Source organism: Desulfovibrio sp. X2, assembly GCF_000422205.1.
Lineage (GTDB): Bacteria > Desulfobacterota > Desulfovibrionia > Desulfovibrionales > Desulfovibrionaceae > Alkalidesulfovibrio.
In genome coordinates, this window is the sequence record NZ_ATHV01000022.1 from 51,435 (window position 1) to 74,555 (window position 23,121).

At 64.9% G+C, this 23,121-nt stretch carries 25 protein-coding genes; 24 read left to right on the forward strand and 1 reads right to left on the reverse strand.

Annotated elements, in window-relative coordinates; genetic code table 11:
- Nucleotides 1-65: 65 nt before the first annotated feature.
- Nucleotides 66-503 carry a CBS domain-containing protein gene (locus DSX2_RS08675; protein WP_020879800.1) on the reverse strand — a complete coding sequence of 146 codons (438 nt, stop codon included), beginning with the start codon at nt 501-503 and terminating at the stop codon, nt 66-68.
- Nucleotides 504-716: 213 nt separating this feature from the next.
- Here DSX2_RS08675 and DSX2_RS08680 point away from each other — a divergent pair, with 213 nt between their 5' ends.
- The 24 genes from DSX2_RS08680 to rpoD all read left to right on the forward strand — a co-directional run bounded on the left by DSX2_RS08680 (nt 717) and on the right by rpoD (nt 23,000).
- Entirely contained in the window at nt 717-1,367 is a 651-nt protein-coding gene (locus DSX2_RS08680; protein WP_020879801.1) for a protein-L-isoaspartate(D-aspartate) O-methyltransferase, read from the forward strand.
- Between the two features lie 117 nt (nt 1,368-1,484).
- On the forward strand, nt 1,485-2,375 hold the full coding sequence (locus DSX2_RS08685) for an Mrp/NBP35 family ATP-binding protein (RefSeq protein WP_020879802.1): 891 nt from the start codon (nt 1,485-1,487) through the stop codon (nt 2,373-2,375).
- A 5-nt stretch (nt 2,376-2,380) separates the two neighbouring features.
- On the forward strand, nt 2,381-2,926 hold the full coding sequence (gene pgsA / locus DSX2_RS08690; RefSeq protein WP_020879803.1) for a CDP-diacylglycerol--glycerol-3-phosphate 3-phosphatidyltransferase: 546 nt from the start codon (nt 2,381-2,383) through the stop codon (nt 2,924-2,926).
- 40 nt (nt 2,927-2,966) lie between these two features.
- Complete coding sequence (locus DSX2_RS08695; protein WP_020879804.1) at nt 2,967-3,245, forward strand: hypothetical protein; 279 nt, start codon at nt 2,967-2,969, stop codon at nt 3,243-3,245.
- Between the two features lie 13 nt (nt 3,246-3,258).
- Complete coding sequence (locus tag DSX2_RS08700) at nt 3,259-3,588, forward strand: septum formation initiator family protein (protein WP_020879805.1); 330 nt, start codon at nt 3,259-3,261, stop codon at nt 3,586-3,588.
- Nucleotides 3,578-4,465 (forward strand): M48 family metallopeptidase, encoded by an 888-nt coding sequence (locus DSX2_RS08705; RefSeq protein ID WP_020879806.1) that lies wholly within the window; start codon nt 3,578-3,580, stop codon nt 4,463-4,465. The genes DSX2_RS08700 and DSX2_RS08705 overlap by 11 nt, the downstream gene beginning before the upstream one ends.
- A 108-nt stretch (nt 4,466-4,573) precedes the next feature.
- A complete protein-coding gene (locus DSX2_RS08710; RefSeq protein WP_020879807.1) occupies nt 4,574-5,332 on the forward strand; it encodes a hypothetical protein in 759 nt (252 codons plus the stop codon).
- Between the two features lie 47 nt (nt 5,333-5,379).
- The gene (fbp, locus tag DSX2_RS08715; RefSeq protein ID WP_020879808.1) at nt 5,380-6,393 is read left to right on the forward strand and encodes a class 1 fructose-bisphosphatase; all 1,014 of its coding nucleotides are present in this window, start codon (nt 5,380-5,382) and stop codon (nt 6,391-6,393) included.
- Nucleotides 6,393-7,484: a tRNA (adenosine(37)-N6)-threonylcarbamoyltransferase complex transferase subunit TsaD gene (gene tsaD / locus DSX2_RS08720; protein WP_020879809.1), complete on the forward strand. Its 1,092-nt coding sequence runs from the start codon at nt 6,393-6,395 to the stop codon at nt 7,482-7,484. The genes fbp and tsaD overlap by 1 nt, the downstream gene beginning before the upstream one ends.
- Before the next feature lie 155 nt (nt 7,485-7,639).
- Nucleotides 7,640-7,960, forward strand: coding sequence for a thioredoxin (trxA, locus tag DSX2_RS08725; RefSeq protein WP_020879810.1), 321 nt, complete (start codon nt 7,640-7,642; stop codon nt 7,958-7,960).
- Between the two features lie 3 nt (nt 7,961-7,963).
- Complete coding sequence (locus DSX2_RS08730; protein ID WP_020879811.1) at nt 7,964-8,899, forward strand: NAD(P)/FAD-dependent oxidoreductase; 936 nt, start codon at nt 7,964-7,966, stop codon at nt 8,897-8,899.
- Nucleotides 8,889-9,623, forward strand: coding sequence for an outer membrane protein assembly factor BamD (locus DSX2_RS08735; RefSeq protein ID WP_020879812.1), 735 nt, complete (start codon nt 8,889-8,891; stop codon nt 9,621-9,623). The genes DSX2_RS08730 and DSX2_RS08735 overlap by 11 nt, the downstream gene beginning before the upstream one ends.
- Before the next feature lie 57 nt (nt 9,624-9,680).
- Nucleotides 9,681-10,532, forward strand: coding sequence for a histidinol dehydrogenase (locus DSX2_RS17555; protein WP_020879813.1), 852 nt, complete (start codon nt 9,681-9,683; stop codon nt 10,530-10,532).
- Between the two features lie 4 nt (nt 10,533-10,536).
- On the forward strand, nt 10,537-12,576 hold the full coding sequence (gene fusA / locus DSX2_RS08745; RefSeq protein WP_020879814.1) for an elongation factor G: 2,040 nt from the start codon (nt 10,537-10,539) through the stop codon (nt 12,574-12,576).
- A 1-nt stretch (nt 12,577) separates the two neighbouring features.
- A complete protein-coding gene (locus tag DSX2_RS08750) occupies nt 12,578-13,108 on the forward strand; it encodes a DUF2062 domain-containing protein (protein ID WP_020879815.1) in 531 nt (176 codons plus the stop codon).
- Nucleotides 13,109-13,216: 108 nt separating this feature from the next.
- Nucleotides 13,217-14,698: a trehalose-6-phosphate synthase gene (locus tag DSX2_RS08755; RefSeq protein ID WP_035041535.1), complete on the forward strand. Its 1,482-nt coding sequence runs from the start codon at nt 13,217-13,219 to the stop codon at nt 14,696-14,698.
- Between the two features lie 3 nt (nt 14,699-14,701).
- Nucleotides 14,702-15,541 carry a 16S rRNA (adenine(1518)-N(6)/adenine(1519)-N(6))-dimethyltransferase RsmA gene (gene rsmA, locus DSX2_RS08760; protein ID WP_020879817.1) on the forward strand — a complete coding sequence of 280 codons (840 nt, stop codon included), beginning with the start codon at nt 14,702-14,704 and terminating at the stop codon, nt 15,539-15,541.
- A 249-nt stretch (nt 15,542-15,790) separates the two neighbouring features.
- Nucleotides 15,791-16,063 carry an HU family DNA-binding protein gene (locus DSX2_RS08765; RefSeq protein ID WP_020879818.1) on the forward strand — a complete coding sequence of 91 codons (273 nt, stop codon included), beginning with the start codon at nt 15,791-15,793 and terminating at the stop codon, nt 16,061-16,063.
- A gap of 28 nt (nt 16,064-16,091) precedes the next feature.
- Entirely contained in the window at nt 16,092-16,280 is a 189-nt protein-coding gene (locus DSX2_RS08770) for a hypothetical protein (RefSeq protein ID WP_020879819.1), read from the forward strand.
- 156 nt (nt 16,281-16,436) lie between these two features.
- Nucleotides 16,437-16,637, forward strand: coding sequence for a 30S ribosomal protein S21 (gene rpsU, locus DSX2_RS08775; RefSeq protein WP_035041503.1), 201 nt, complete (start codon nt 16,437-16,439; stop codon nt 16,635-16,637).
- A 4-nt stretch (nt 16,638-16,641) separates the two neighbouring features.
- A complete protein-coding gene (locus DSX2_RS08780; RefSeq protein WP_020879821.1) occupies nt 16,642-17,085 on the forward strand; it encodes a GatB/YqeY domain-containing protein in 444 nt (147 codons plus the stop codon).
- A gap of 29 nt (nt 17,086-17,114) precedes the next feature.
- Nucleotides 17,115-19,415 carry an endonuclease MutS2 gene (locus DSX2_RS08785; protein ID WP_020879822.1) on the forward strand — a complete coding sequence of 767 codons (2,301 nt, stop codon included), beginning with the start codon at nt 17,115-17,117 and terminating at the stop codon, nt 19,413-19,415.
- Between the two features lie 62 nt (nt 19,416-19,477).
- On the forward strand, nt 19,478-21,232 hold the full coding sequence (dnaG, locus tag DSX2_RS08790) for a DNA primase (protein ID WP_020879823.1): 1,755 nt from the start codon (nt 19,478-19,480) through the stop codon (nt 21,230-21,232).
- Nucleotides 21,219-23,000, forward strand: coding sequence for an RNA polymerase sigma factor RpoD (rpoD, locus tag DSX2_RS08795; protein WP_020879824.1), 1,782 nt, complete (start codon nt 21,219-21,221; stop codon nt 22,998-23,000). Before dnaG ends, rpoD begins: the two co-directional genes overlap by 14 nt.
- Nucleotides 23,001-23,121: the final 121 nt, after the last annotated feature.

The window sequence follows — 23,121 nt, forward strand, 5'->3', positions numbered from 1 at the left end:
TGTAAAAATATTGCGCCCCGGAACGGCCGTTCCGGGGCGCTTTTCGTTCATCCAGGCGGCACAGGTCAGCCGTTCCTGATGCGGGCCAATTCGTCCATCAGGCCGATGGTCAACTTGATGAAATCCGCCTCGGTCAGGATGCCCACCACCTTGCCCTTGTCCACCACGGGCAGGCAGCCGAACTTGTTGTCGAGCATGATCTGGGCTGCCTCGCGCACGGGTGTGCCCGGCTCGGCGGCCATGACTCCCTGGCGCATGACCGTGCCGACCATGATTGAGGCGTCGATTTCATCCTGCGCGGTGTCGTCGATGTCCGCGAGTTGGGAGATGGTGAAGGAGAGGAGGTCGCGATGCGTCAGCAGGCCCACGAATCTGCCGTCCGGGCCGACGACCGGGAGATGGCGGATGCGGCGCCGTTCCATGGTGGTCCTCGCGGTCGCAAGCGTATCCGAATCGTGCAGGACCACCGGATCACGGGTCATCAGCTCGCCCACGCACAGCATGGCGTCCTCCGAAGGGTCGACGTTTTATTCTATGCTGCACTTTGGCGGATGCGCATCGGGCTGTCAACCGAGGCTCGGGGCCGGTGCCGCCGGATCTGTCGGGAGAGGGGGGGAGCCGATTGAGTTGACTTGAATGCCTAAACCATGCATTGCAAGCCTGCGACGCGGGACTTTGCCCGTCGGGGCGCCCGCTTAAGCCATCCACGAATTCACATGAGCATCGACCCAGTCCGCAAGCGCGAGCGCATGGTGCGCGAACAGATCGAAGCCAGAGGCGTGCGCGATCCCGAGGTCCTGCGCGCCATGCGCACGGTCCCGCGCCATCGTTTCGTGCAGGAGGCCCTGGCCGCCCAGGCCTACGACGACCGCCCCCAGCCCCTCGGCTTCGGCCAGACCATCTCCCAGCCCTACATCGTCGCGTTCATGACCGAGCTCCTGGAGCTCAAGCCCGGCATGAAGGTCCTCGAGATCGGCACCGGCTCAGGTTACCAAGCCGCCGTGCTGGCCGAGATGGGCGCGGACGTATTCACGGTGGAGCGCGTGAAGGAGCTGCACCAGCAGGCGCGCGACCGTCTGGCCCGGCTCAAGTACCTCTTCGTCAAGCTCAAGCTCGATGACGGTACGCTCGGCTGGCCCGAGGAGGCACCCTTCGACCGCATCATCGTCACCGCAGGCGGCCCTGAAGTGCCCAGGCCCCTCGTGGACCAGCTCGCGGACGACGGGATACTGGTCATCCCCGTAGGTCCGGCGAAACGCACGCAGATGCTCAAGGTGGTGCGCAAGGAACGCGGGCTCGTGCGCGCGGAGGACCGCCTCGGCGTGATGTTCGTGGACCTCGTCGGGAAGCACGGCTGGGAGGAGTAGGACAGGCAGGCGCGGTGCGGCGGGGAAGGCCGCCTGCCGTGTTCCCCTTGCCCTCCGGGGCGCATAGGGCTATGGCATAGCCCTATTGCGAACATCTTTAGAAATAGGAACACGACCATGGCATCGAATTCCTGTTCTTCCTGCGGCAGCGGCGGAAAGGGCGGCTCGGCCGCCCAGGCCATGCAGGACGAGCTCATCAAAAGCACCCTGGCCAAGATCCGCTACAAGCTCTTCGTCATGAGCGGCAAGGGCGGCGTGGGCAAGAGTTCCGTGGCCGTGAACATCGCCGCGGCGCTGGCCGCCCTGGGACACCGCGTCGGCATCCTCGACGTGGACATCCACGGTCCCTCCATCCCCGGCCTGCTCGGCATCAAGGGGCAGCTTGAGGTCGACCGAGGCAATATCGTCAAGCCGAAGAAATACAACGATAATCTCTTCGTCGTCTCCATGGAGTCGCTGCTCAAGGACCCGGATCAGGCCGTGCTCTGGCGCGGGCCCATGAAGACCTCGGCCATCCGCCAGTTCGTGGCGGACGTCTCCTGGGGCGAGCTCGACTTCCTGGTCATCGACTCGCCTCCGGGCACCGGCGACGAGCACATGACCGTGCTGCGCACCATTCCCGACGCCCTGTGCGTCATCGTCACCACCCCACAGGAGATCTCCCTGGCCGACGTGCGCAAGGCCGTGAACTTCCTGCAGTACGCCAAGGCCAACATCCTGGGCGTGGTGGAGAACATGAGCGGGCTCATCTGCCCCCACTGCCACCAGGAGATCGACCTGTTCAAGAAGGGCGGCGGCCGTGAACTGGCCGAGCGCTATGGCTTGGCCTTCCTCGGTGCCATCCCTCTCGATCCCGCCACCGTGGTGGCCGGCGATCTGGGCAAGCCGGTTGTCCTCCTGGACGAAGACACGCCGGTCAAGGCGGCCCTGCAGGAACTCGCCCGCAACATCGTCGCCGAGGTGGGCAAGAGCCTGGAAGCCGCGGCATCCCCAGACAAGCCCGAGTAAGCAGCATGTTCAATCTCGCCAACAAGCTGACGCTTTTGCGCATCGCGGCGGTACCGCTGCTCGTCTTCCTGCTGTACTTTCCCAACCGCGTCACCTGCTGGATCGCGCTGGTAATCTTCATTGCGGCGGCGCTCACGGACATGGTGGACGGCATGGTCGCGCGGCGTCAGGCCCTTGTCTCCAATCTCGGCAAGTTCCTCGACCCCCTGGCCGACAAGCTGCTGATCTGCTCGGTGCTGGTCATGCTGGTCATGCTTTCCTGGGCGCCGGCCTGGGTGGCCGTGCTGATCATCGCCCGCGAGCTGATGGTCACCGGCCTGCGTGCCATGGCCGCGGACAAGGGGCTCGTCATCGCCGCCGACCGCTACGGCAAGCTGAAGACCATCCTTCAGATAGTGGCCCTGTGCCCCCTGATCCTCCATTTTCCCCTCGGGTCACTCGATCCGAGGCCGATCGGAGAGGTGCTGCTTTACATCGCTCTCGCATTGACTGTATATTCCGGATGGAATTATATGCGGTCTTTCTACGTCATATGGGCGAAGACCGAGTAATGATGGCAGATTGGCATTCGTGTTGCATCACGAGGGGGCGATGAAGGAAGGGAAGTCCTTGCACCTGATGTTCCGCATCACCAATTGCCTGCAGACCATCCTGGAACTCGAGCCGCAGATCGAGAGGCTCGAACTCGGGAAGGATCTGCTCAAGGAATTCGAGCATCTCAAGGCTTTCCTGTCCAAGGTCGACCACATCGACCTGCAGGAGGACGACGTGGAGCGCATAGAGAGCGCCACGGCCAGCTTCCTGGACGAACTCAAAGGCCCGCTCGCAGCGCTCGAACGCGACGGGTCGAAGCCCCGTTTCCTCCAGTGAGGTCAGTGGATACATGGTCCTGCGACGCGCGTTCCTGATCATCCTGCTCGCCGCCAACGTGACGCTGCTCGGCCTCGTCTTCATCGGCAACCAGGGGCTCTTCGCCTACCGCGACATGCGGGCCAGGTACGAAGACCTGGCGGCCAAGCTGAAGAGTGTGGACCAAAGGAGCCTCGAGCTCTCCCAGGACATCCGCCTTCTCAAGTCGGACCGGGAACACATGGAGCGCGCAGTGCGGGCCCAGACCAATTTCGTGCGCGACAACGAGATCCTCTACCTTTTCCCGGAGCAGGACCGCGCGAGCGCGGGAGACACGGCCGGAGCCCAAATCGATGAAAAATAAGATCGAGCTCTTTCAGGAACTGTTCGCCTCCGACCCCACTTCCAAGGTCTTCTACCCCCTTGCCAAGCTCTACGCCGAGTCCGGGATGCTCATCCAGGCCGGAGAGACTCTGCGCCAGGGGCTTTCACGCCATCCCGACCACATGGAGGCGCGTCTCCTGTTCATCGACATCCTGCATCAGATGGAGCGGGACGACCAGGCCCTCGAGGAAGTCGAGACCCTGGCGGGCCTGCTCTCCAAATATCCCTCCTTCTGGGCGCTCTGGGCGGACCGCGCCGGAGAGCGCTCGAAGGACGCCGCCGTGGCCCTCAACTTCCTCTCCGCCCATCTCGGCGGACGGGACATCACCTGGGCCGACGTGCTTCTCAAAGGTTTCGAGGCCATAACCGGCCGCCTTCCCCTGGAGGACGACCTTCTCGATTTCCCGGCTCCGCGTCCCGCTGCGGCGCCGGAGCCCGTCGCCTCCGCCCCCGAGCGCCACGAGAATACGGACTTCACGTTCGAGGCCGCCGAGGAAGAGGGCGGTGATGCTGCCGCCGTCCCCGACGAGGCTGCCGCAGCCGCCGCGGATGGCGAAGGCAATCTGCGCACGCGGACCATGGCCGAACTGCTCGTGTCCCAGGGGGACTACGCCGGGGCCCTCGAGATCCTGCGCGAACTCTCCGGACGCGCCACTGGCCTTGAGAAGGGGCACCTTCAGAAGCGTATCGAGGAGGTCAAGGAGCTTCGGGCCAGCGCCCCGGCGGAAGAGCCTGCCGAGAAGCTTCTCGACGAGGCGGATTTCATCTCCGGGGCGCCCATGCAGCGGGCCAAGAACAAGCTCGTCCGCTCCCTCTCCCTGCTGGCTGAGCGTCTCGAGGCCCGCGCGGGAGCCTGACGGGGACTGCCGACGGACCCGGCCGTCCTCCCATGGCGCATTGTCTTGCCGGCCCACTTCGGCTATATGTCGAAACTGCCGGATAAACCTTTACTCACGCCTGAGAACATGACCCGAAAGCACCTGCTCGTTTTCGTTCTGGTAGCCTTTGCCCTGCTCGGCTGCACCAAGGTCAAAAAGACCTACAAATGGGTCAAGAACGGTATAGACCCCAACCCGCAGATCGAGCTCAAGCCCGGTGAGTTCTCCGATGCGAGCCAGGAGCTCCTGGCCAAGCTGTTCCTGCCCGTGGACGCCAAGCTCCAGGAGCTGATCCGCGTCGTCGAGTCGCAGGACGCCTATCCGGAGAAGGCCTGGTTCCAGATCGTCTTCACGCGCTACCCTTGGGTTTCCGGCGTGATCGTCGTCGAGAGCACGGGTGAGATCATCGACCAGCAGCCTGGCTACAGCCTGAAGCCGATCGACCTCAAACCCCTGCTCGACGTCGGGGAGGCCTGGAACGACGGCCGCATGCGCTCGCTCGTCCAGCCCACGGACCTCGGCCCCGAGATCTATCTGGCCAACGCCTACACCAAGAACCGCTCCTGGATCGGCCTCACGGTCGTCCATTTCGATTTCCGCAATCTCATGCAGTTCTGCCCTGCGCCGGACAAGCTCATCGTCCTCTCGCCGAAGGCCATCCTCTGGCCCGGCGGGGACGAGGACACGGCCAAGCAGCTGCTGGATTTCCCGTGGGCGAAGATGCTCGCGAGCGACGTGGAAGGGCAGGTCGAATTGAAAGACGCGCGGGCGACGTATACGTGGTTGGCCCGCTATGTGGGCGATGAGCCCATCGTCTATCTCGTCCGGGACGTGCCCCAGAGTTAGGCCTTCATCACTGAATATGCGCTGCGATCCATCCTGAGGAGGACGCCATGCCTGAAGTCAATGTTACCGAACACCTGCTGCTCAATCAGAAAAAATCGCCCATGGCGCGTGGTCAGTTCACGCACCTGCTCAATCAGCTCATCCTCTCCTTTAAGATCATCTCGCGCGAGGTGACCAAGGCCGGCCTCGTCGACGTGCTCGGGTTCACCGGCGAGATCAACGTGCAGGGCGAGGAGGTCAAGAAGCTGGACGAGTACTCGAACAACGTGCTCATCCACCGCATGTCCCGCGCGGGCGTCATCTGCGCCATGTCCTCGGAGGAGAACGAGGGGATCATTGAGATTCCGGCCGGTTTCCCCACGGGCGACTACGTGCTGATCTTCGACCCGCTGGACGGCTCCTCCAACATCGAGGCCAACATCAACATCGGGACGATCTTCTCGGTCTACCGCCGCAAGACGCCCTCGGAGCAGCCCGCCACCCTGGAAGACCTCCTGCAGCAGGGCGTGAACCAGGTGGCCGCCGGCTACTGCCTGTACGGCTCCTCGACCATGATGGTCATGACCACGGGCAGCGGCGTGCACGGTTTCACCCTGGACCCGAGCGTGGGCGAGTTTCTGCTTTCGCACCCGGACATCAAGATTCCGGAGCGCGGCTCCATCTACAGCATCAACGAGGGATACACGCGCTACTGGGATGCGGCCACGCGCGAGGTTGTGGACTACTTCAAGGAGATCGACAACGAGCGCAAGAGCCCCTACAGCTCGCGCTACATCGGCTCCCTGGTGGCCGACTTCCACCGCACGCTGCTCTACGGCGGCGTCTTCCTCTACCCCGCGGACATGCGCGATCCCAAGAAGCCCAAGGGCAAGCTGCGCCTGATGTCCGAGGCCAATCCGCTTTCCTTCGTCGCCGAGCAGGCCTGGGGCCTGGCCACGGACGGCGTGCACCGCATACTGGACATCCAGCCCACCGCGCTGCACCAGCGGGTGCCGCTGATCATCGGCTCGCCCCTCGAGGTCGAGAAGGTGCGCGAGATCTATCGCAAGCACGGGTATTGATGCCGGTCCTGGGAATCGAGACTTCCTGCGACGAGACCGGACTGGCGCTCGTCGAACAGGGCAGGGTGCGTGCCGAACGCCTGGCTTCCCAGGCCGACATGCACTCCCTGTTCGGCGGCGTCGTGCCGGAGCTCGCCTCGCGCGAGCACATGCGCGTCATCGAGCCCCTGTACGAGGCGCTCATGGCCGATGCGGGACTCCGCGCGTCCGACCTCTCGGGCATCGCCGTGGCGCGCGGTCCGGGGCTGCTCGGCAGCCTGCTCGTGGGGCTCGGCTTCGCCAAGGGACTGGCCCTCGCCCTGGACCTGCCGCTGGTCGGCGTCAACCATCTGCACGCCCACCTGCTCGCCGCCGGCATAGAGCGGCCCATCTCCTTTCCCGGCCTCGGTCTCCTCGTCTCGGGCGGGCACACGCACCTGTACCGCATGGAATCCCCCACCCGCTTCAGGCTGCTCGGCCGCACGCTGGACGACGCGGCGGGCGAGGCCTTCGACAAGGCGGCCAAGGCGGCCAACCTGCCGTATCCAGGGGGGAAGTACGTGGACGAGCTCTCGCGGGACGCGAAGCCTGTGCCGGGGCTCTTCCCGAAGCCCTACGTCGATAACGACAACCTCGATTTCAGCTTCAGCGGGCTCAAGACGGCCTTCGCCCAGCTCATCGAGAAGCGCCCGCATCTGCGGCTGCCGCGCCTTGCGGCCGGAGTGGCGGAGGAGGGCGGACTCGGCGTGCCCTCGGCGATACGCGACGAGCTCGGCGCGGTGCTGGCCTCGCTCTCGCACAGCATCGCCGAGACGCTGCGCATCAAGACCGAGCGGGCGCTGGACCGCATGCCCGACGCCTCCTGCCTGGTCATGGCCGGCGGAGTGGCTGCCAACGGCATGCTGCGCAAGACCATGGCGGACATGGCCGAGCGCCGGGGCATCGACTTCCTGGTTCCGGGCAGGGAGCTGTGTACTGACAATGCCTCCATGATCGCGTATGCTGGCGAACGGCTGTTTGCGGCCGGTCTCCGCCACGACCTGATGCTGGACGCTATCGCGCGCGGTCGTCCGGTTCCGGACGACTACCGCCGCGTACCCGAAAATCCTTGACGGACGCGGGCGGAACCGCGATTCTCGCCAGGTTGACAATGGGCATCCGGGGCTTATAGTTTACGACCATTGCGCTCCCGGCGCGCAGCCCGCCATGCGGCGCGGCGCGCGGTCGCCGGGGCGATCGCACCAGAAAGCAAAAAGGAGAGTAGAGCATGGCTATTCAGGTGACCGACAGCAACTTCGAGGCTGAAGTGCTGCAGTGCGACCTTCCCGTTCTGGTGGATTTCTGGGCACCCTGGTGCGGCCCGTGTCGTGCCCTTGGCCCCGTCATCGAGGAGCTGGCCGGCGAGTACACCGGTCAGGTCAAGATCGTGAAGATGAACGTGGACGAGAACCCGAACACCCCGAGCAAGTACGGCATCCGCGCCATTCCCACCCTGATCCTGTTCAAGGGCGGCGAGGTCCTGGACCAGGTCACCGGTGCCGTCTCCAAGTCCAGCATCAAGGAAATGATCAGCCAGAAAGCGCTGTAATCCATGAAGACCTTCGACGCCGTGGTTATCGGGGGCGGTCCGGCCGGCATGACGGCCGCCCTCTATTTGCTGCGTTCCCACCTCAATGTCGCCCTGGTCGAGAAGCTCTCGACCGGCGGGCAGATGCTCATGACCGAGCGCATCGACAACTACCCCGGGTTCCCCGAAGGAATCGAGGCCTGGGAGCTTGCCGACCGCATGGCCGCTCAGGTCAAGAGCTGGGAACACGAGGAATCCGCCCGCTTCAATGACGAGGTCAAGGCCATCGAACCCGGCGAGGAACTGCACAAGGTGCTCGTGGGCGACGAATGGATAGCGGGCAGGGTCGTGCTCATCTGTTCCGGAGCCCAGTACCGGCGCCTCGGGCTGCCCGGCGAGAAGGAACTGACCGGCCGCGGCGTGTCGTACTGCGCCTTGTGCGACGGAAACTTCTTCAGGGACAAGGAAGTCGCCGTCATCGGCGGCGGCAATTCCGCCCTGGAGGAGGCGCTGTACCTTGCCCGTCTGGTCAAGAAGCTGCACCTCATCCATCGCCGCGACGACTTCCGGGCCACGAAGTGCTACCAGAACAAGTGCTTCGTGAACCCCAAGATGCAGATACTGCGCAGTTCGGTCGTGCTGCGCATCCTCGGCGAGACCGAGGTCACGGGAATAACCCTCCAGGACCTCAAGAACGGCGAGATCCGCGACATCCCCCTGGACGGCGTGTTCATCTTCGTCGGCTTCGAGCCGCAGGGGAGCGCCTTCTTCCCGGAGAGTCTGCAGAAGGACGGCCACGGCTTCCTCATCACCGACCAGGAAATGCGCACCAACATTCCCGGCATCTACGCCGCCGGCGACATCCGCTCCAAGACCTGCCGCCAGGTCGCGTCCGCCGTGGGCGACGGAGCAGTGGCTGCGCACAATATGATGTCCTATCTGGAACACCATGGTAAATAAGCATACTATCCGCGCCGCAGCGCTTCTCTGCCTGGTCCTTCTGCTTTCGGGCTGCGCCTTGATAGACAGGTACTTCATGGAGGCGCCTGCGGATACGGCGCAGGAGCTGTACGAAAACGGCAACGAGGCCATGCAGAACAAGAAGTACGAGGATGCGGCCGACTACTTCCAGAAGCTCAAGGACCGCTATCCTTTCAGCCCCTATACCCTGCAGGCCGAGCTTTCCCTCGGCGACGCGTGGTTCCTGGCCGAAAAGTACGGAGAAGCCTCAGCCGCGTACAAGGAATACGAGTCGCTGCATCCGCGCAGCGAGCATATTCCCTACGTGCTCTTCCAGGTCGGGGTGAGCGACTACAAGCAGTTCGCCTCCATCGACAGGCCTCAGACGAACATCAACGAGGCCTTGGAATACTTCTACCGCCTCAAGGAAGAGCACCCGGACACCAAGTACGCCAAGGAATCCGACTATTACATCGACAAGTGCCGCCGCTTCCTGGCGGACCACGAGCTGTACGTCGCGGATTTCTACTGGAAGAACGAACAGTATGGCCCGGCCTGGAACCGCTACGAATTCGTCTCGCAGAACTTCAAGGATCTTCCGGACATCGTGCAGTACGCCCAGAAGATGTCCCAGCTCGCCTATTTCGAGTATCAGAAGAACCGCTCCGAAAACGAGCGGGCCAAGGAGCACGGGAGCTGGAAGCAGTGGTTCGACTGGCTGTGATCCTTCACACGATCTGACGACGGCGGTTCCTTCCTGGGGGCCGCCGCTTTTTTGCCCATGAACTACGAGATACTCACTCCACTTGAGCGTTGCGCGCTCCCGGACGGGGTCTTCGCCGCCGCCTACGACGTGGTCGACGAGGCCGACAAGGCGGCGTTCAAACGCTGCATCGCCGCCCAGTACGCCCTTTTCCCCCCGGCGGAATCCGCCCGTTTCGAGGTCGTCGAGCGACGAGCGGGATTTGCGACCTTCAGGGCCGCCTGGCCCCTGGACTGGGTCTGCATCCTACTGCCCGCGACCCCGGTCTCTCCGCTCAAGCTCCTGGCCGCGTTGCTTCCGGCCCGCACGAGCGGGGCACGGGCGGTTGCCGTGGTCAGGCCCGAGCATGCGGTATGGGAAGACGGAGTCCTGGCGGCTCTGGAACTGGCGGGGCAGGAGGACGTCTTTGCGGCCTCTCCTGCTGTCTGGAAGCGGCAGTGTGCGACTCTCGGCAAGGCTGGCGGGGCGGGCCTGTCCATGCTTCTCGGGACCGGGAACGATGCAGGGGAGGGGCTCGAGCCGCCTTCCGGAGGCCGACTCTGGCTGGCCCCGGCCAGCCGATCCCTGGGGGTGTTCTGCGAGAACAAGGAAGCCTTCGACCTCGCGTCCTTGGCTCGCCTGCATCCCGATTCGACCATCACCGCCTTCGGCACTCCGAAAAGGACCAAGGGCGTCACATGCCGCGCGGGCTCCTGGGAGGATTTCGTGGGTCGGGACTTCGACGCCGCCTACGTGCCCGCCGAACTGCTGGAAGAGGCGCTCTCGCGCTTCTCCCTGGCCTTCGGCACGGGAGGGGAAGCCCACTGGCTCTGGCCGGGCCTGACGGCCGCAACTTTCACGCACTCCCGCCTGGGACTGAAGGACGGGTAGCACCATGGCCAAGGCCCCGCTGGACTTGGTGCGCAAGCTGCGCAATATCGGCATCATCGCCCACATCGACGCGGGCAAGACGACCCTTACCGAGCGCATTCTTTTCTACAGCGGGCGCATCCACCGCATGGGCGAGGTCCACGAAGGCACGGCCACCATGGACTACATGCCCGAGGAGCAGGAGCGGGGCATCACCATCACCTCGGCCTGCACCTACTGCCAGTGGGGCGACACGCGCATCAACATCATCGACACCCCGGGCCACGTCGATTTCACCATCGAAGTCGAGCGCGCCCTGCGCGTGCTCGACGGCGCCGTGGGCGTGTTCTGTGCCGTGTCCGGCGTGGAGCCCCAGAGCGAGACCGTCTGGCGCCAGTCGCAGAAATACCACGTGCCCAAACTCGCCTTCGTGAACAAGATGGACCGGCTGGGCGCGGACTTCGCCGCCGTGCTCGAGGCCATGCGGGAGAAGCTGGGCGCCAAGCCCCTGCCGCTTTCCGTGCCGCACGGGGAAGGGCAGGACTTCAGCGGTGTCTTCGACCTGGTGGACCGGCAGCACCTCTCCTTCGGCGCGGACGACCAGGGAGCCACCGTGGAGCGCCGCGCGCCGAGCGAGGAGGAAGAGGCCTTTCTGGCCCCATGGCGCGAGCGCATGCTCGAGACCCTGGCCGAGGAGGACGAGGAGTTCCTGGAACTCTATCTGTCCGGCGAGGACGTTTCCGCCGAGGCGGTGCGGGCGGCCGTACGCCGGGCCACCCTGTCCCTCAAGCTGACGCCTGTCCTGTGCGGATCCGCTTTGCGCAACTCCGGAGTGCAGCCGGTTCTCGACGCCGTGCGCGACTACCTGCCGAGTCCGCTGGACGTGCCCCCCGTACAGGCCCTGGATCCCCTCGCCCGCGAGAAGGTCGGCCTGTCCACGGACGCCTCCGGCCCCCTTGCCGCCCTGGCCTTCAAGGTCAGCATGGAGAGCGGGCGCAAGCACGTCTATCTGAGGCTCTACTCCGGGCGGCTCGAGGCCGGACAGGAGGTCTACAACGCCACCCAGGACAAGGACGAGCGCGCCGCGCGTCTCTTCCGCATGCACGCGGATCGCAAGGAGAAGCTCGACGAGGCCGTGGCGGGCGACATCGTGGCCGTGGCCGGACTGCGTTTCGCCCGCACAGGCGACACCATCTGCCTGCGCGGCGCTCCCCTGGTCCTCGAACGCATCTCCACCTACACCCCGGTCATTTCGCTGGCGCTCGAGCCGCGCAACTCCGAAGAAGGCGACAAGCTGCTCGAGGCCCTGAACCATTTCCTGCTCGAAGACCCGACCCTGCACGTTGCCCACGACGAGGAGACGGGACAACTCGTCCTTTCCGGCATGGGCGAGCTGCACCTTGAAGTGATGCTTGAACGTTTGGGCCGCGAATACGGACTCAAGCCTCGCGCGGGCAGGCCCCAGGTGGTGCGCCAGGAGACCGTCTCCAGGACGGCCGGGGCGGAATCCGAGTTCGACAAGATGCTCGGCGACGCCGCCCATTACGGATTCGTCGTGCTCTCGGTCGAGCCGCGGAGCCGGGGCAAGGGACAGGACATCGTTTTCGAGTTCGACCAGACGCTGTGGCCCGAGGCCTTCACGACGGCAGTGGCCGAAGGGCTCTCGGACGGGCTGCAGAGCGGCACCCAGGGCAACCCTGTCTGCGACGTGCGCGTGCGCGTGCGCGAGATGCGCGGCAAGGACAAGCGGGAGAGCGCCGTGGGCTTCCGCCTGGCCGCGTCCATGGCCCTCAGGGAGGCGCTGGCCAAGGCCGGTCCCGTGGCGCTCGAGCCGATCATGAAGGTCGAGGTGGCCGTGCCCGGCGAGTTCGTGGGCGACGTCATCGGGCTTTTCGGCAGCAAGGGCGCCAAGATCGAGAACATGTACGACCATGCCGGCCAGAAGGTGGTCCAGGCCTTGGCGCCGCTTTCGGGTCTTTTCGGCTTTTCCACGGCCCTGCGCTCGGCCACGCAGGGTAGGGCGGGCATGGTCATGAGCTTCGAGCGTTTCGACGTGCTGGGGTGAGATGAACGGGAACCGCGTGCGCGAGCGCGCCTGGTGGCAACGCCTGCAGCGCAGGGCCAGGCTCCTCCGGCTTCAGGTCCTGCGCGTCAGGGCCGAGCCCGAGGTCGTGGCGAGGGGGGTGGCCTGCGGCATCTTCGCCGGTTGGCTGCCGGCGATTCCCCTTTTTCCTCTGCAGATCGTCACCGCGCTGGTCCTCTCCTTCCTCGTGCGCGGCAGCAAGATAGCGGCCTTCGCCGCCACCTGGATATCCAACCCCCTCAACTGGGTCGTCTTCTACCTCATCGACTTCAAGGTCGGCAGCCTCTTCTCGCCCTTCGGGGAACTGGACCTGAACGTCCGCTTCGACGACCTCCATGCGGCGGCCGTGCAGCTCGCCGACGTGAGCTGGAAGGGGCTGGTCGTGATGGGCATCGGCGGGACCATGATCGGCGTGCCCTGCGCCATCCTCTCCTACTTCGTCGCCCTGCCGCTGATCCGCGGCTACCGCAAGCGCAGGACCCTGCGCATCCTGCGCAAGAAGACCAGCGTGTGAGCGGAGTCCGGCCTCTTTTTCCGTCTCGCCTTGCCCTGACGCGCGGAGACGTCTACTATGGGTAATGGAATTACCCAGGTGATCGACGGCCGCAAAAGGGAGGTGGCGATGCAGAATTCTTTCTCGGTCCGGCTGGTGGTGGTGTCGAACCGCCTGCCCGTGTCCCTGGCGCGGGATGACAAGGGCTGGACGGTGAAGGCCGGGGCAGGGGGGTTGGTCACGGCACTGGCTCCGGTGCTCATGAACCGTGGCGGGCTTTGGATAGGCTGGGCCGGGGCAGCGGCGGACGCCGACCTGAAGAAGCTCCTCGGCGACTTCTCCCAGGACGCCGGATACGACCTGCACCCCGTGTTCCTGAGCCAGGAGGAGATCGGCGACTACTACCACGGCTTCTCGAACGAGATCATCTGGCCCCTGTTCCACGATTTTCAGGCGCGCTGCAACTTCAAGCCCGCCTACTGGCGCAGCTATCTCGACGTGAACCTGCGTTTCGCCGAGGTCACGGCGCGCCACAGCCGCGACTCGGACTACATCTGGGTGCACGACTACCACCTCATGCACCTGGCCTTCATGCTGCGCAACATGGGCGTGGAGCGCAACTGCGGCTTCTTCCTGCACATTCCTTTTCCCTCCCCGGACATCTTCCTCAAGCTTCCCTGGAGGGACAAGATCATCCGGGCGCTTCTGGAGTACGATCTCGTCGGCTTCCAGACGCACCGTGACCGCCGCAACTTCGTGGAGTGCATGGAGGCGCTCGTTCCCGACGCGCGCCACAGCGGCCGGGGCAACATCGTCTCCATTTCCTGGAAGAACCGCACCATCCGGGCGGGCTCGTTTCCCATCAGCATCGACTTCAACAGCTTCGCCTCCATGGCCGCGGCCAAGGACGTGGTCAAGTCCGCGGAGGAGATCCGTGAGGCCCTGCGGCACAGGAAGATCATCCTGGGCGTGGACCGCCTGGATTACACCAAGGGCATACCGGAGCGCCTGGAGTCCATCCGTCAGCTCTTCCTTTCCTACCCCGACCTGTGCGAGAAGCTGACCTTCGTGCAGATCGCCGTACCGAGCAGGGAGGTCATCCCGGAATATCTGGCCCTGAAGACGGAGATCGAGCAGCTCGTGGGCGAGATCAACGGCCAGTTCACCCGGCCCGGATGGATTCCCATCCACTACCAGTACCGCAGCCTGCCGCGCCGCGAGCTGGTGGCCTACTACCGGGCCGCGGACATGGCCCTGGTCACGCCGCTGCGCGACGGCATGAACCTCGTGGCCAAGGAATACTGTGCCGCCAACGTCACCCAGAGCGGCATGCTCTTTCTCTCCGAGTTCGCCGGGGCCGCCGCCCAGCTGCAGAAAGTCGGCGCCACCCTCGTCAATCCCCACGACGTCGAGGGCGTGGCCCGGGCGATCCAGCGGGGATTCTACCTGGACACGCGGGAGCGCCACTCGCGCATGGCCAAGCTCAGGGACTCGATTAGACGCAACAACATCTTCTGGTGGGTCGACTCCTTCCTGCAGGCCGCCTTCGCCCGGCAGCTCGACGACTTCCCGCAGGATACGGTGGACTTTCGGACCAGCACCTATGAGTGATTCATGACCGACTCCCCCTCCCGGCCCGAATACGCGCGGGCCAAGCGCAGCCTGGGCCAGAACTTCCTCGTGGACACGAACATGGCCCGGCGCATCGTCGCGTCCGCCGGTCCGTTCGACGGGGCCGACGCACCTGCGGTGCTCGAGATAGGCCCCGGCCACGGCGCGCTCACCGGGCTTCTCCTCGAGGCCGGGGCGGAGCGGGTCATGGTACTCGAGAAGGACCGCGAGCTCGCCCGAGCGCTCAAGGCGCGCCTGCCCCGGGTCGGCGTGATCATGGGAGACGGCCTCACCTTCGGCTGGGAAGGGCTCTCCGGCCTGCCGGGCCTGCGTCTCATCGGCAATCTGCCCTACAACGTGGCCTCGCCCATGCTCTGGGAGATCGTCTCCCGGGCCAGGGGGTGGAGCAGGGCGGTCTTCATGGTCCAGTACGAGGTCGGCAGGCGCATCGTGGCCCGACCGGGCTGCGGGGAATACGGCGCCCTGTCCGTCTGGCTGCAGGCCTTCTCCACGCCGAGGCTTCTTTTCAAGGTCCCGCCGCATGTTTTTCGGCCGCAGCCGAAAATAGATTCTGCGGTACTCGAGTTCGTGCCGCGGCCGCCGGAAGAGTGGCCCGCATCTCCGAAAAGTCTCGCGAACATCCTTTCGTTGTGCTTCCAGAAACGACGTAAGCAGTTGAAATCAATACTTAAAAAATACTTCGACGATGCCCTGGCGAGCGACTTCGAGGCCCGGGGGATATCCCCTCAAGCGCGCCCCGAAGAGCTTGCGACACACCAGTTTGTCTGGCTAGGTGAGCGCATTTTCTCGCATTTCCTCCTTGACTTGGTCGAAAAAATTTAGTCTAGCAGCGGCAAATGGTGTCGGAAGCCGCATGAAAAGTGATTTTCCGGCCCATCCGCTATGGACACGCAATCGCCTTTTGGCTAACGTGCCCAGGCAACGGCAAGGAACGACGGGCGTTCCAAGCCATCCCTTCGGGGGGGACGAAGGGAATATGGCCGAATCCATATACTGGGTCGGCTGCTTAAATTTCGGTCCCGAACGGGACGTGGGTGTGAGACACTTTTAGGCAAAAAAAGGAGAGGAGAGATGACGAAGGCTGAACTGGTTGCCAAGATCGCGGACAAGGCTTCCACCACCAAGGCGAATGCCGAGCGCGCCCTGAACTCTTTTCTGGAGGCCGTCGAGGCCACGCTGGTCAAAGAGGGCAAGCTGACCCTGACCGGTTTCGGCACGTTTGTCGTTGAGGAGCGCAAGGCCCGCACCGGCCGCAACCCCCGCACCGGCAAGGCCATCACCATCCCCGCGACCAAGGTCGTGAAGTTCCGCCCGGGCAAGCTCCTGAAGGACGCCGTGAAGTAGTAGTCGTCAACGCATTTCGGAGGCTTACATGATTCCCGGCGAAACTATCCACAGCCCCCTCCCTTGGGACCTTCCGTGGTGGAGCCCCGACCATTTCGTCTTCTTCGGGGTCCTCTATGCGGTTCTGGCCATCGTCGGTACGGGGCTGGGGCTGGTCGTCCTGAAAAGTCTGTGGGACACCATGCACCCGCACGACAACGGCGGCCACCACTCGTAGTTGTTTTTTTGTATTTCCAGGCGACCCGCGGCAACGCGGGTCGCCTTTTTTTTGTTCCCTGTGCGCAAAAAAGCCCTTGCCATGAAGCGGCATGCGGGTTAGTTAGTTCGTCTTTCCCCGTCAGGGGAGATAGAATACGAGGAGGGGGTGATCCCTTTGCCCGGAGTCATTCTCGACGATAGCGACAACTTCGACATCGCTCTTCGCCGCTTCAAGAAGCAGATCGAAAAGGCGGGCGTGCTGTCCGAGCTCAAGAAGCGTCAGCACTACGAAAAGCCCAGCGTGCAGCGCAAGAAGAAGAAGGCCGCTGCCCGCAAGCGTCTGCTCAAGAAGATGCGCAAGATGAACATGCAGTAAAGCCATGAGTCTGCAGCAGACCATAGAATCCGACTTCATCACGGCCTACAAGGCCAGGCAGGAAATCAGGGTGGCCGTCTTGAGGATGCTCAAGACGGCCCTCAAGAACCGTCAGGTGGAGCTTTTGCGCGAGCTGGGCGACGCGGACGTCCTCGACGTCATCGCCAAGCAGGCCAAGCAGCGCAAGGAGTCCATCGAGCAGTTCGACGCCGCAGGCCGCAAGGACCTTGCTGACCGGGAGCGCGCCGAACTCGAATTTCTCGAAGCCTATCTGCCCCGGCAGCTCTCCGACGAGGAGCTCGCCGCGGCCGTCGATGCCGCCGTCGCCGAAGTTGGTGCCTCCGGCATGAAGGACATGGGTGCCGTCATGAAGGCGCTCATGGCTGCCCATAAGGGCCAGTTCGACGGCGCCAAGGCCAGCGCCGCCGTCCGCTCCAAGCTCTCCTGATAGCGGCCCGGCCGCCGCATCGCCGTTCCATGGAACGCCGTACTTTTCACCTGCTCGAATTCCCCAAAGTGCTTGCCGCGCTGGCGAGCCATGCCGTGTCCGACGACGGACGGGAGCGTTGTCTCGCAACCGTACCCATCGAGGACGACGGCGAGCTCGCGCTGGTCACTGCGCGCACGGCCGAAGTCCAGGCCTGGCAGGCCGAGAGCGGCTATGCACTGCCCGGCTGGCCGAGCCTCTCGGGGCTCTTCGGCTTCGTCGCCGGGCCCCATGCCGTGCTCGACCAGGACGCCCTGGTCGCCGTGCGCGACGTTCTCTCCGCCGCCATGTCCCTGCGCCAGGCGCTCTCCGGTTTCGTCTCGCGCGGCTGGGACGCGCTCTTCGATCTCGTGCACGGCGCTGCCTACCCCGAGACCCTGGCCGCCGGGCTCAAGCGCTGCCTGGATCCGGACGGCAGGCTCAAGGACGAGAGCTCTCCCGAACTCTTCTCCGTGCGCTCGGAGATCCGCTCCATCAACCAGACCTGCACCAAGAAGGTGAAGGATTTCCTCCAGAAGGAGGGGCTCGCCCCCTACCTGCAGGAGGACTACATCACCATCTCCTCCGACCGCTTCGTGGTGCCGCTCAAGACCAGCTTCAAGAACCGCTTCCCGGGCATCATCCACGACTATTCCCAGACCGGGGAGACCTGCTATTTCGAGCCCATGTTCCTGGTGGACGTGAACAACCGCCTGCAGGAGCTGCGCTACGAGGAGCGAGAAGAGGAACGCAAGGTCCTGGCCCTGCTGACTGGCTACGTGCGCCAGGAGCTCGCGCAGCTCCGGGCCACGGTCGAGCTCCTCGCGGAGGTCGACTGCCTCCTGGCCAAGGCGGCCCTGGCCTCGGCGCTCGACGCCCATCCGCTGCTTCCTGCCCACGGTTCGATCCTGCGCCTGCTCGACGCGCGCCATCCGCTCCTGGCCCTGTCCGCCGGAAAGGACGTCCAGGCCCAGGACATCGCCCTGCAGGACGAGCAGCTCGCGCTCATCGTCAGCGGCGGCAACGCGGGCGGCAAGACCGTCTGCCTGAAGACGCTCGGACTCATCGCGCTCATGGCCCATTCCGGCCTGCCCGTGCCCGCGGCCGAGGGATCGAGCCTGCCGCGCTACGCCAAGATATTCGCCTTCCTCGGAGACGAGCAGAGCCTCGAGGAGCACCTTTCCACTTTCTCGGCCCAGATCCGGTCGCTCACGCGTGTCTGGGACCAGATGGACGCGGAGACCCTGGTCATCCTCGACGAGTTCGGCGCGGGCACCGACCCCGCGCAGGGCGCCGCCCTGGCCCAGGCCGTGGTGGACAGCCTCATGGAGCACGGCGCCATGTGCGTCTGCGCCACGCATTTCCCCGGCCTCAAGGCCTACGGCCTGAGCAACCCCCGGGTCCGCTCCGCCTCCGTGCTCTTCGATCCGGCCACCAAGCGGCCGCTCTTCAAGCTGGCCTACGATCAGGTGGGCGCCTCCATCGCCTTGGACGTGGCCCGCGAGCACGGCCTGCCCGAGGAGATCCTGCGCCGCGCCGAGCAGAACCTGCTGCTCGAGGGCGGTGACAACGCCCGCATCCTGAACCGGCTGAACGAGCTGGCCGTTGACCGGGAAAAGGAGCTTTCGGAACTCCGCGTGGAGCAGAGGAAGCTCAAGGAGAAGCGCGTCCGCCTGCAGGAACGCTACGAACAGGAGCAGACCAAGGCCATGGAGCGGCTCACTGCCGCCTCGCAGGAGATCGTCCGCGCCTGGCGCGAGGGCAAGATCGAGCGCAAGAAGGCCCTGGCCGACCTGGCCGCCAAGCGCGACGCCCTGGCCGCCGAGATGCGGCCCGCTCCGGAGCCGGAGACCGCCCTGACCCTGGACAGCCTTGCCATCGGAGAGAGGGTGCGTTATCTGCCCTGGGATAAGCTGGGCACGGTGCAGGACAAGGACCTCAAACGCCGCCAGGCCAAGGTCGACATCGGCGGCGTCTCCCTCTGGGTGGAGGCTCACGATCTCGGCAGATCCGCTCCCTTGCAGACGGCATCCCCGAAGCCACGCGTCACCGTCCAGGCTGGCGCGGGCGACCACTTTTCCCTCGACATCCGCGGCTTCCGCGCGGACGCCGCGCTGTCCGAACTGGCGCGTTTTCTCGACCAGGCCCTCCTCAAGGGGCTTTCCCGGGCTGAAATCATCCACGGCAAGGGCAGCGGCGCGCTCCGGCGCGAGGTGCACGCCTTTCTCAAGGACTTTCCGCCCGTGACGCATTTTTTCCTGGCTTCCGAAGAGGAGGGCGGCGACGGCAAGACCATCGTCGAGTTCGCATGAGGCCTTGCCAACGGCCTGACAGGCATTAAGTATCTCCCCGCGCGGGAGAACGGCAGGATACAATGGGCTACGACTCCGGAGTCATCCAGGAACTCAAGTCCCGTCTCGATCTGGTGGAGATCGTGCGGCGCTACGTCGAGCTCAGGCCGTCGTCGGGCGGCAGGTTCATGGGACCGTGTCCGTTCCACCAGGAGACCAAGGGGTCCTTTTCCGTGAACCAGGACCTCGGTTTCTACTATTGTTTCGGCTGTCAGGCCACGGGCGACGTCATCGACTTCTACGGCCGCATCAACGGCCTGGAGTTCCGCGACGCGATCGAGGCGCTGGCGGCCGAGGCCGGCATAGAGCTGCGCGGCCTGGCGCCCGATCCGCAGGCCGACGCGCGCAAGAAGCTGAAGTCCGCCTGCCTGGACATGCACCGCCAGGCCCAGGAGTATTATCGCTCCGTGATCAACCGGGCGGTGGGCAAGGGAGTGCGCGACTATCTGGCGCGCCGCGAGGCCGCGCCCGAGATGGTGGACGGCTTCGGCCTCGGCGCGGCCACGGACGACTGGGAGGGACTGAAGAGGCACCTCGCGGCCAAGGGCTATTCGGCCGAGCAGGGCGTGGCCGCCGGGCTGCTGTCCAAGAACGACTCCGGCCGCATGTACGACCGCTTTCGCGGCCGTCTGATCTTTCCCATCCAGGACCTCTCGGGCAAGGTCATCGCCTTCGGCGGACGCGTCGTGGGCGACGGCGAGCCCAAGTACCTGAACAGCTCGGACTCGCCCATCTACAAGAAGGGCGAGCACCTGTACGGCCTGTTCCAGGCCCGGCCGTTCATGGCCCGCTCGCGTCGCGCGCTGCTCACCGAGGGTTACATGGACGTGCTGAGCCTGCACCAGTTCGGCTTCCAGGACGCCGTGGGCGTGCTCGGCACGGCGCTCACGCCCGAGCAGGTGAAGAGGCTCGCGGGGTTCTGCAAACGCGTCGATCTGGTCTTCGACGGCGACAACGCGGGCCGCAAGGCGGCGCTCCGCAGCGCCGAGATGATCCTCTCCCAGGGGCTGGCCTGCGGCGTCGTCCTGCTGCCCGACGGCCTGGACGTGGACGAGCTCCTGAAGGCCAGAGGCAGGACGGGGTTCGAGGAATGCCTGGCCGCGGCCAAGGCCGGGCTGGACTTCTGCCTGGACGAGATCAGGACCACGGGCTCCGCGCGCGAGGTCATGGAGTGGGCCAAGGGATTTCTGGAAGGCCTTCGCGAACGCGACTGGCTGGCCTGGTATCTGCCGCGTGTGGCCGACGGCCTCGGTCTGGACGAGGCCGTGCTGCGGCGCGGCACATGGACGGTGGTCAAGGGGGAGGGCAGGTCCCAGGCCCCGGCGGCACCGAAAACGGCCCGGGCGCTGGACGACAGCGCCGCGGACAAACGTCTTTTGTCCTTTCTCCTGCTCCACCCGCAATGCTGGGGGGAGTTCGAGGAGAACGACTACGGCCTGGCGCTCGAATCGGAGTGGGGCCGCTGTTTCTGGGAGAAGATCGGCTCGTGTGGGGAAACAGGCCTCGGCGCCGTGTTCCACCTCCTCGATGAGGACGAGAAGCTTTTCGTCGCCCAGAACAGCGACCAGCCCCGGTACGAGGGCGAGGATTTTGAAATGGCCTGGCGCGAGATCAGCCGGGGAGTGCGCAACACCATCTGCCACAAGCGTCGTCTGAGCCTGCAGGAAGCCCTGCGCGAGGCGAGGCGGCGCGGCGACGGTGCCGAGGAGTTGCGTCTGACCCAGGCGCTCAACGACGCCGTGAATGACATGTGCGGGAGGCTCAATGAACAATCTTAAAGAGATCCAGCAGATTCAGGGATTGATCGCCCAGGGCAAGAAGAAGGGGTTCCTGACCTTCGAGGAGCTCGGGAACGCCCTGCCTTCGGAGGTCAACACCCCCGAGCAGATCGAGGAGATCATCTCCATCTTCGATCAGCTGGACATCGCCATCGTGGACTCCGAGAAGGAGGCGACCAAGAAGGACCCCATGGCCCCGGTCGACCTCGGCGAAGAGGAGATCTGCGACGCGGCCTCGATCATCGACATCGAGGAGAGCGAGGACGCGGCCGACTATGCCGCCCGCAGCACCGATCCCGTGCGCATGTACCTGCGCGAGATGGGCGCCGTGCCGCTGCTCGACCGCGAGGGCGAGGTGGTCATCGCCAAGAAGATCGAGTCCGGCGAGATGGACGTGCTCTTCGCCCTGGTCGAGGTGCCCATCGCCGTGGAGGAGCTGGTCCAGGTGGGCCAGGACCTGAAGAACGGCCGCATCAAGCTGAAGGACGTGGTCAAGACCATCGAGGAGGACGACCCCTCCGAGGACGAGATGAACCAGCGCCAGCGGGTCATCCACCTCCTCGAGGAGATCAAGTCCGTCTTCAAGAAGAAGCGCAAGATCTACCAGAAGCTCGACTCCTGCGCCACGCTCGGCCGCCGCATGACCGCCGTGCAGCACGAGATCATGGGCTTCAAGGACGAGATCGTCATCCGCTTGCGCGACATCAAGCTCGAAAAGACGCTCATCGACCGCATCATCGAGACGGTCGAGGACTACGTGCGCCAGATGCACAACTGCCAGCGCGACCTGGCCGCCTACATCATGTCCACGGGCAAGACCCAGGCCGAGATCCAGGAGATCTTCCGCGCCGTGGACGCGCGCGACATGAACCCGGTCAAGGCCGCGGACGCGCTCGGTCTCACCGTGGAGGAGTTCTTCTCCTACAAGGAGATGCTCGCGGGCAAGATGGAGATCCTGGTGCGCCTGCAGGACAAGTGCTGCCACAACGTGCTCGACCTCGAGGAGGTCCTCTGGCGCATCAAGCGCGGCAACGACGCCGCCATGCGCGCCAAGCAGGAGCTCATCCGCGCCAACCTGCGCCTGGTGGTCTCCATCGCCAAGAAGTACACCAACCGCGGCCTGCAGTTCCTGGACCTGATCCAGGAAGGCAACATCGGCCTGATGAAGGCCGTGGACAAGTTCGAGTACCAGCGCGGCTACAAGTTCTCGACCTACGCCACCTGGTGGATCCGGCAGGCCATCACCCGCGCCATCGCGGACCAGGCCCGCACCATCCGCATCCCGGTGCACATGATCGAGACCATCAACAAGCTCATCCGCACCTCGCGCTATCTGGTGCAGGAGCTCGGCCGCGACCCCACGCCCGAGGAGATCGCCGAGCGCATGGACTACCCGCTCGAGAAGGTCAAGAAGGTGCTGAAGATCGCCAAGGAGCCCATCTCGCTGGAGACGCCCATCGGTGACGAGGAGGACTCGTCGCTCGGCGATTTCATCGAGGACAAGAAGGCCGTGGCGCCCGCCGAGGAGGTTGTCAACACCAAGCTCGGCGAGCAGATCGCCAAGGTCCTGGCCGACCTCACTCCGCGCGAGGAGCAGGTCCTGCGCAAGCGCTTCGGAATCGGCGAGAAGTCCGATCACACCCTGGAAGAGGTGGGTAAGCTCTTCAACGTCACGCGCGAGCGCATCCGGCAGATCGAGGCCAAGGCCCTGCGCAAGCTGCGTCATCCGGTGCGCAGCGCCATCCTCAAGTCCTACTACGAAAGCTGATGCCTCGGATGCGTGCGCCGCGCCCCGGGCACGGAGACCATCGAGACAAGCGAAAGGCGGCCCTGGGCCGCCTTTTCGCTTTGGGGCTCTGCCTGTGCCTCTGTGCGGCCCTGTGGGGCGT

Coding starts and splice junctions, on each gene's coding strand:
- trxA (WP_020879810.1), top strand. CDS start 7,640: ATGGCTATTCAGGTGACCGACAGCAACTTCGAGGCTGAAGTGCTGCAG.
- DSX2_RS08755 (WP_035041535.1), top strand. CDS start 13,217: ATGCAGAATTCTTTCTCGGTCCGGCTGGTGGTGGTGTCGAACCGCCTG.
- fbp (WP_020879808.1), top strand. CDS start 5,380: ATGCCTGAAGTCAATGTTACCGAACACCTGCTGCTCAATCAGAAAAAA.
- DSX2_RS08710 (WP_020879807.1), top strand. CDS start 4,574: ATGACCCGAAAGCACCTGCTCGTTTTCGTTCTGGTAGCCTTTGCCCTG.
- fusA (WP_020879814.1), top strand. CDS start 10,537: ATGGCCAAGGCCCCGCTGGACTTGGTGCGCAAGCTGCGCAATATCGGC.
- DSX2_RS08730 (WP_020879811.1), top strand. CDS start 7,964: ATGAAGACCTTCGACGCCGTGGTTATCGGGGGCGGTCCGGCCGGCATG.
- DSX2_RS08675 (WP_020879800.1), bottom strand. CDS start 503: ATGCTGTGCGTGGGCGAGCTGATGACCCGTGATCCGGTGGTCCTGCAC.
- tsaD (WP_020879809.1), top strand. CDS start 6,393: ATGCCGGTCCTGGGAATCGAGACTTCCTGCGACGAGACCGGACTGGCG.
- rsmA (WP_020879817.1), top strand. CDS start 14,702: ATGACCGACTCCCCCTCCCGGCCCGAATACGCGCGGGCCAAGCGCAGC.
- DSX2_RS08680 (WP_020879801.1), top strand. CDS start 717: ATGAGCATCGACCCAGTCCGCAAGCGCGAGCGCATGGTGCGCGAACAG.
- DSX2_RS08705 (WP_020879806.1), top strand. CDS start 3,578: ATGAAAAATAAGATCGAGCTCTTTCAGGAACTGTTCGCCTCCGACCCC.
- DSX2_RS08770 (WP_020879819.1), top strand. CDS start 16,092: ATGATTCCCGGCGAAACTATCCACAGCCCCCTCCCTTGGGACCTTCCG.
- DSX2_RS08765 (WP_020879818.1), top strand. CDS start 15,791: ATGACGAAGGCTGAACTGGTTGCCAAGATCGCGGACAAGGCTTCCACC.
- DSX2_RS08700 (WP_020879805.1), top strand. CDS start 3,259: ATGGTCCTGCGACGCGCGTTCCTGATCATCCTGCTCGCCGCCAACGTG.
- DSX2_RS08685 (WP_020879802.1), top strand. CDS start 1,485: ATGGCATCGAATTCCTGTTCTTCCTGCGGCAGCGGCGGAAAGGGCGGC.
- DSX2_RS08735 (WP_020879812.1), top strand. CDS start 8,889: ATGGTAAATAAGCATACTATCCGCGCCGCAGCGCTTCTCTGCCTGGTC.
- DSX2_RS17555 (WP_020879813.1), top strand. CDS start 9,681: ATGAACTACGAGATACTCACTCCACTTGAGCGTTGCGCGCTCCCGGAC.
- DSX2_RS08780 (WP_020879821.1), top strand. CDS start 16,642: ATGAGTCTGCAGCAGACCATAGAATCCGACTTCATCACGGCCTACAAG.
- pgsA (WP_020879803.1), top strand. CDS start 2,381: ATGTTCAATCTCGCCAACAAGCTGACGCTTTTGCGCATCGCGGCGGTA.
- dnaG (WP_020879823.1), top strand. CDS start 19,478: ATGGGCTACGACTCCGGAGTCATCCAGGAACTCAAGTCCCGTCTCGAT.
- DSX2_RS08750 (WP_020879815.1), top strand. CDS start 12,578: ATGAACGGGAACCGCGTGCGCGAGCGCGCCTGGTGGCAACGCCTGCAG.
- rpoD (WP_020879824.1), top strand. CDS start 21,219: ATGAACAATCTTAAAGAGATCCAGCAGATTCAGGGATTGATCGCCCAG.
- DSX2_RS08695 (WP_020879804.1), top strand. CDS start 2,967: ATGAAGGAAGGGAAGTCCTTGCACCTGATGTTCCGCATCACCAATTGC.
- DSX2_RS08785 (WP_020879822.1), top strand. CDS start 17,115: ATGGAACGCCGTACTTTTCACCTGCTCGAATTCCCCAAAGTGCTTGCC.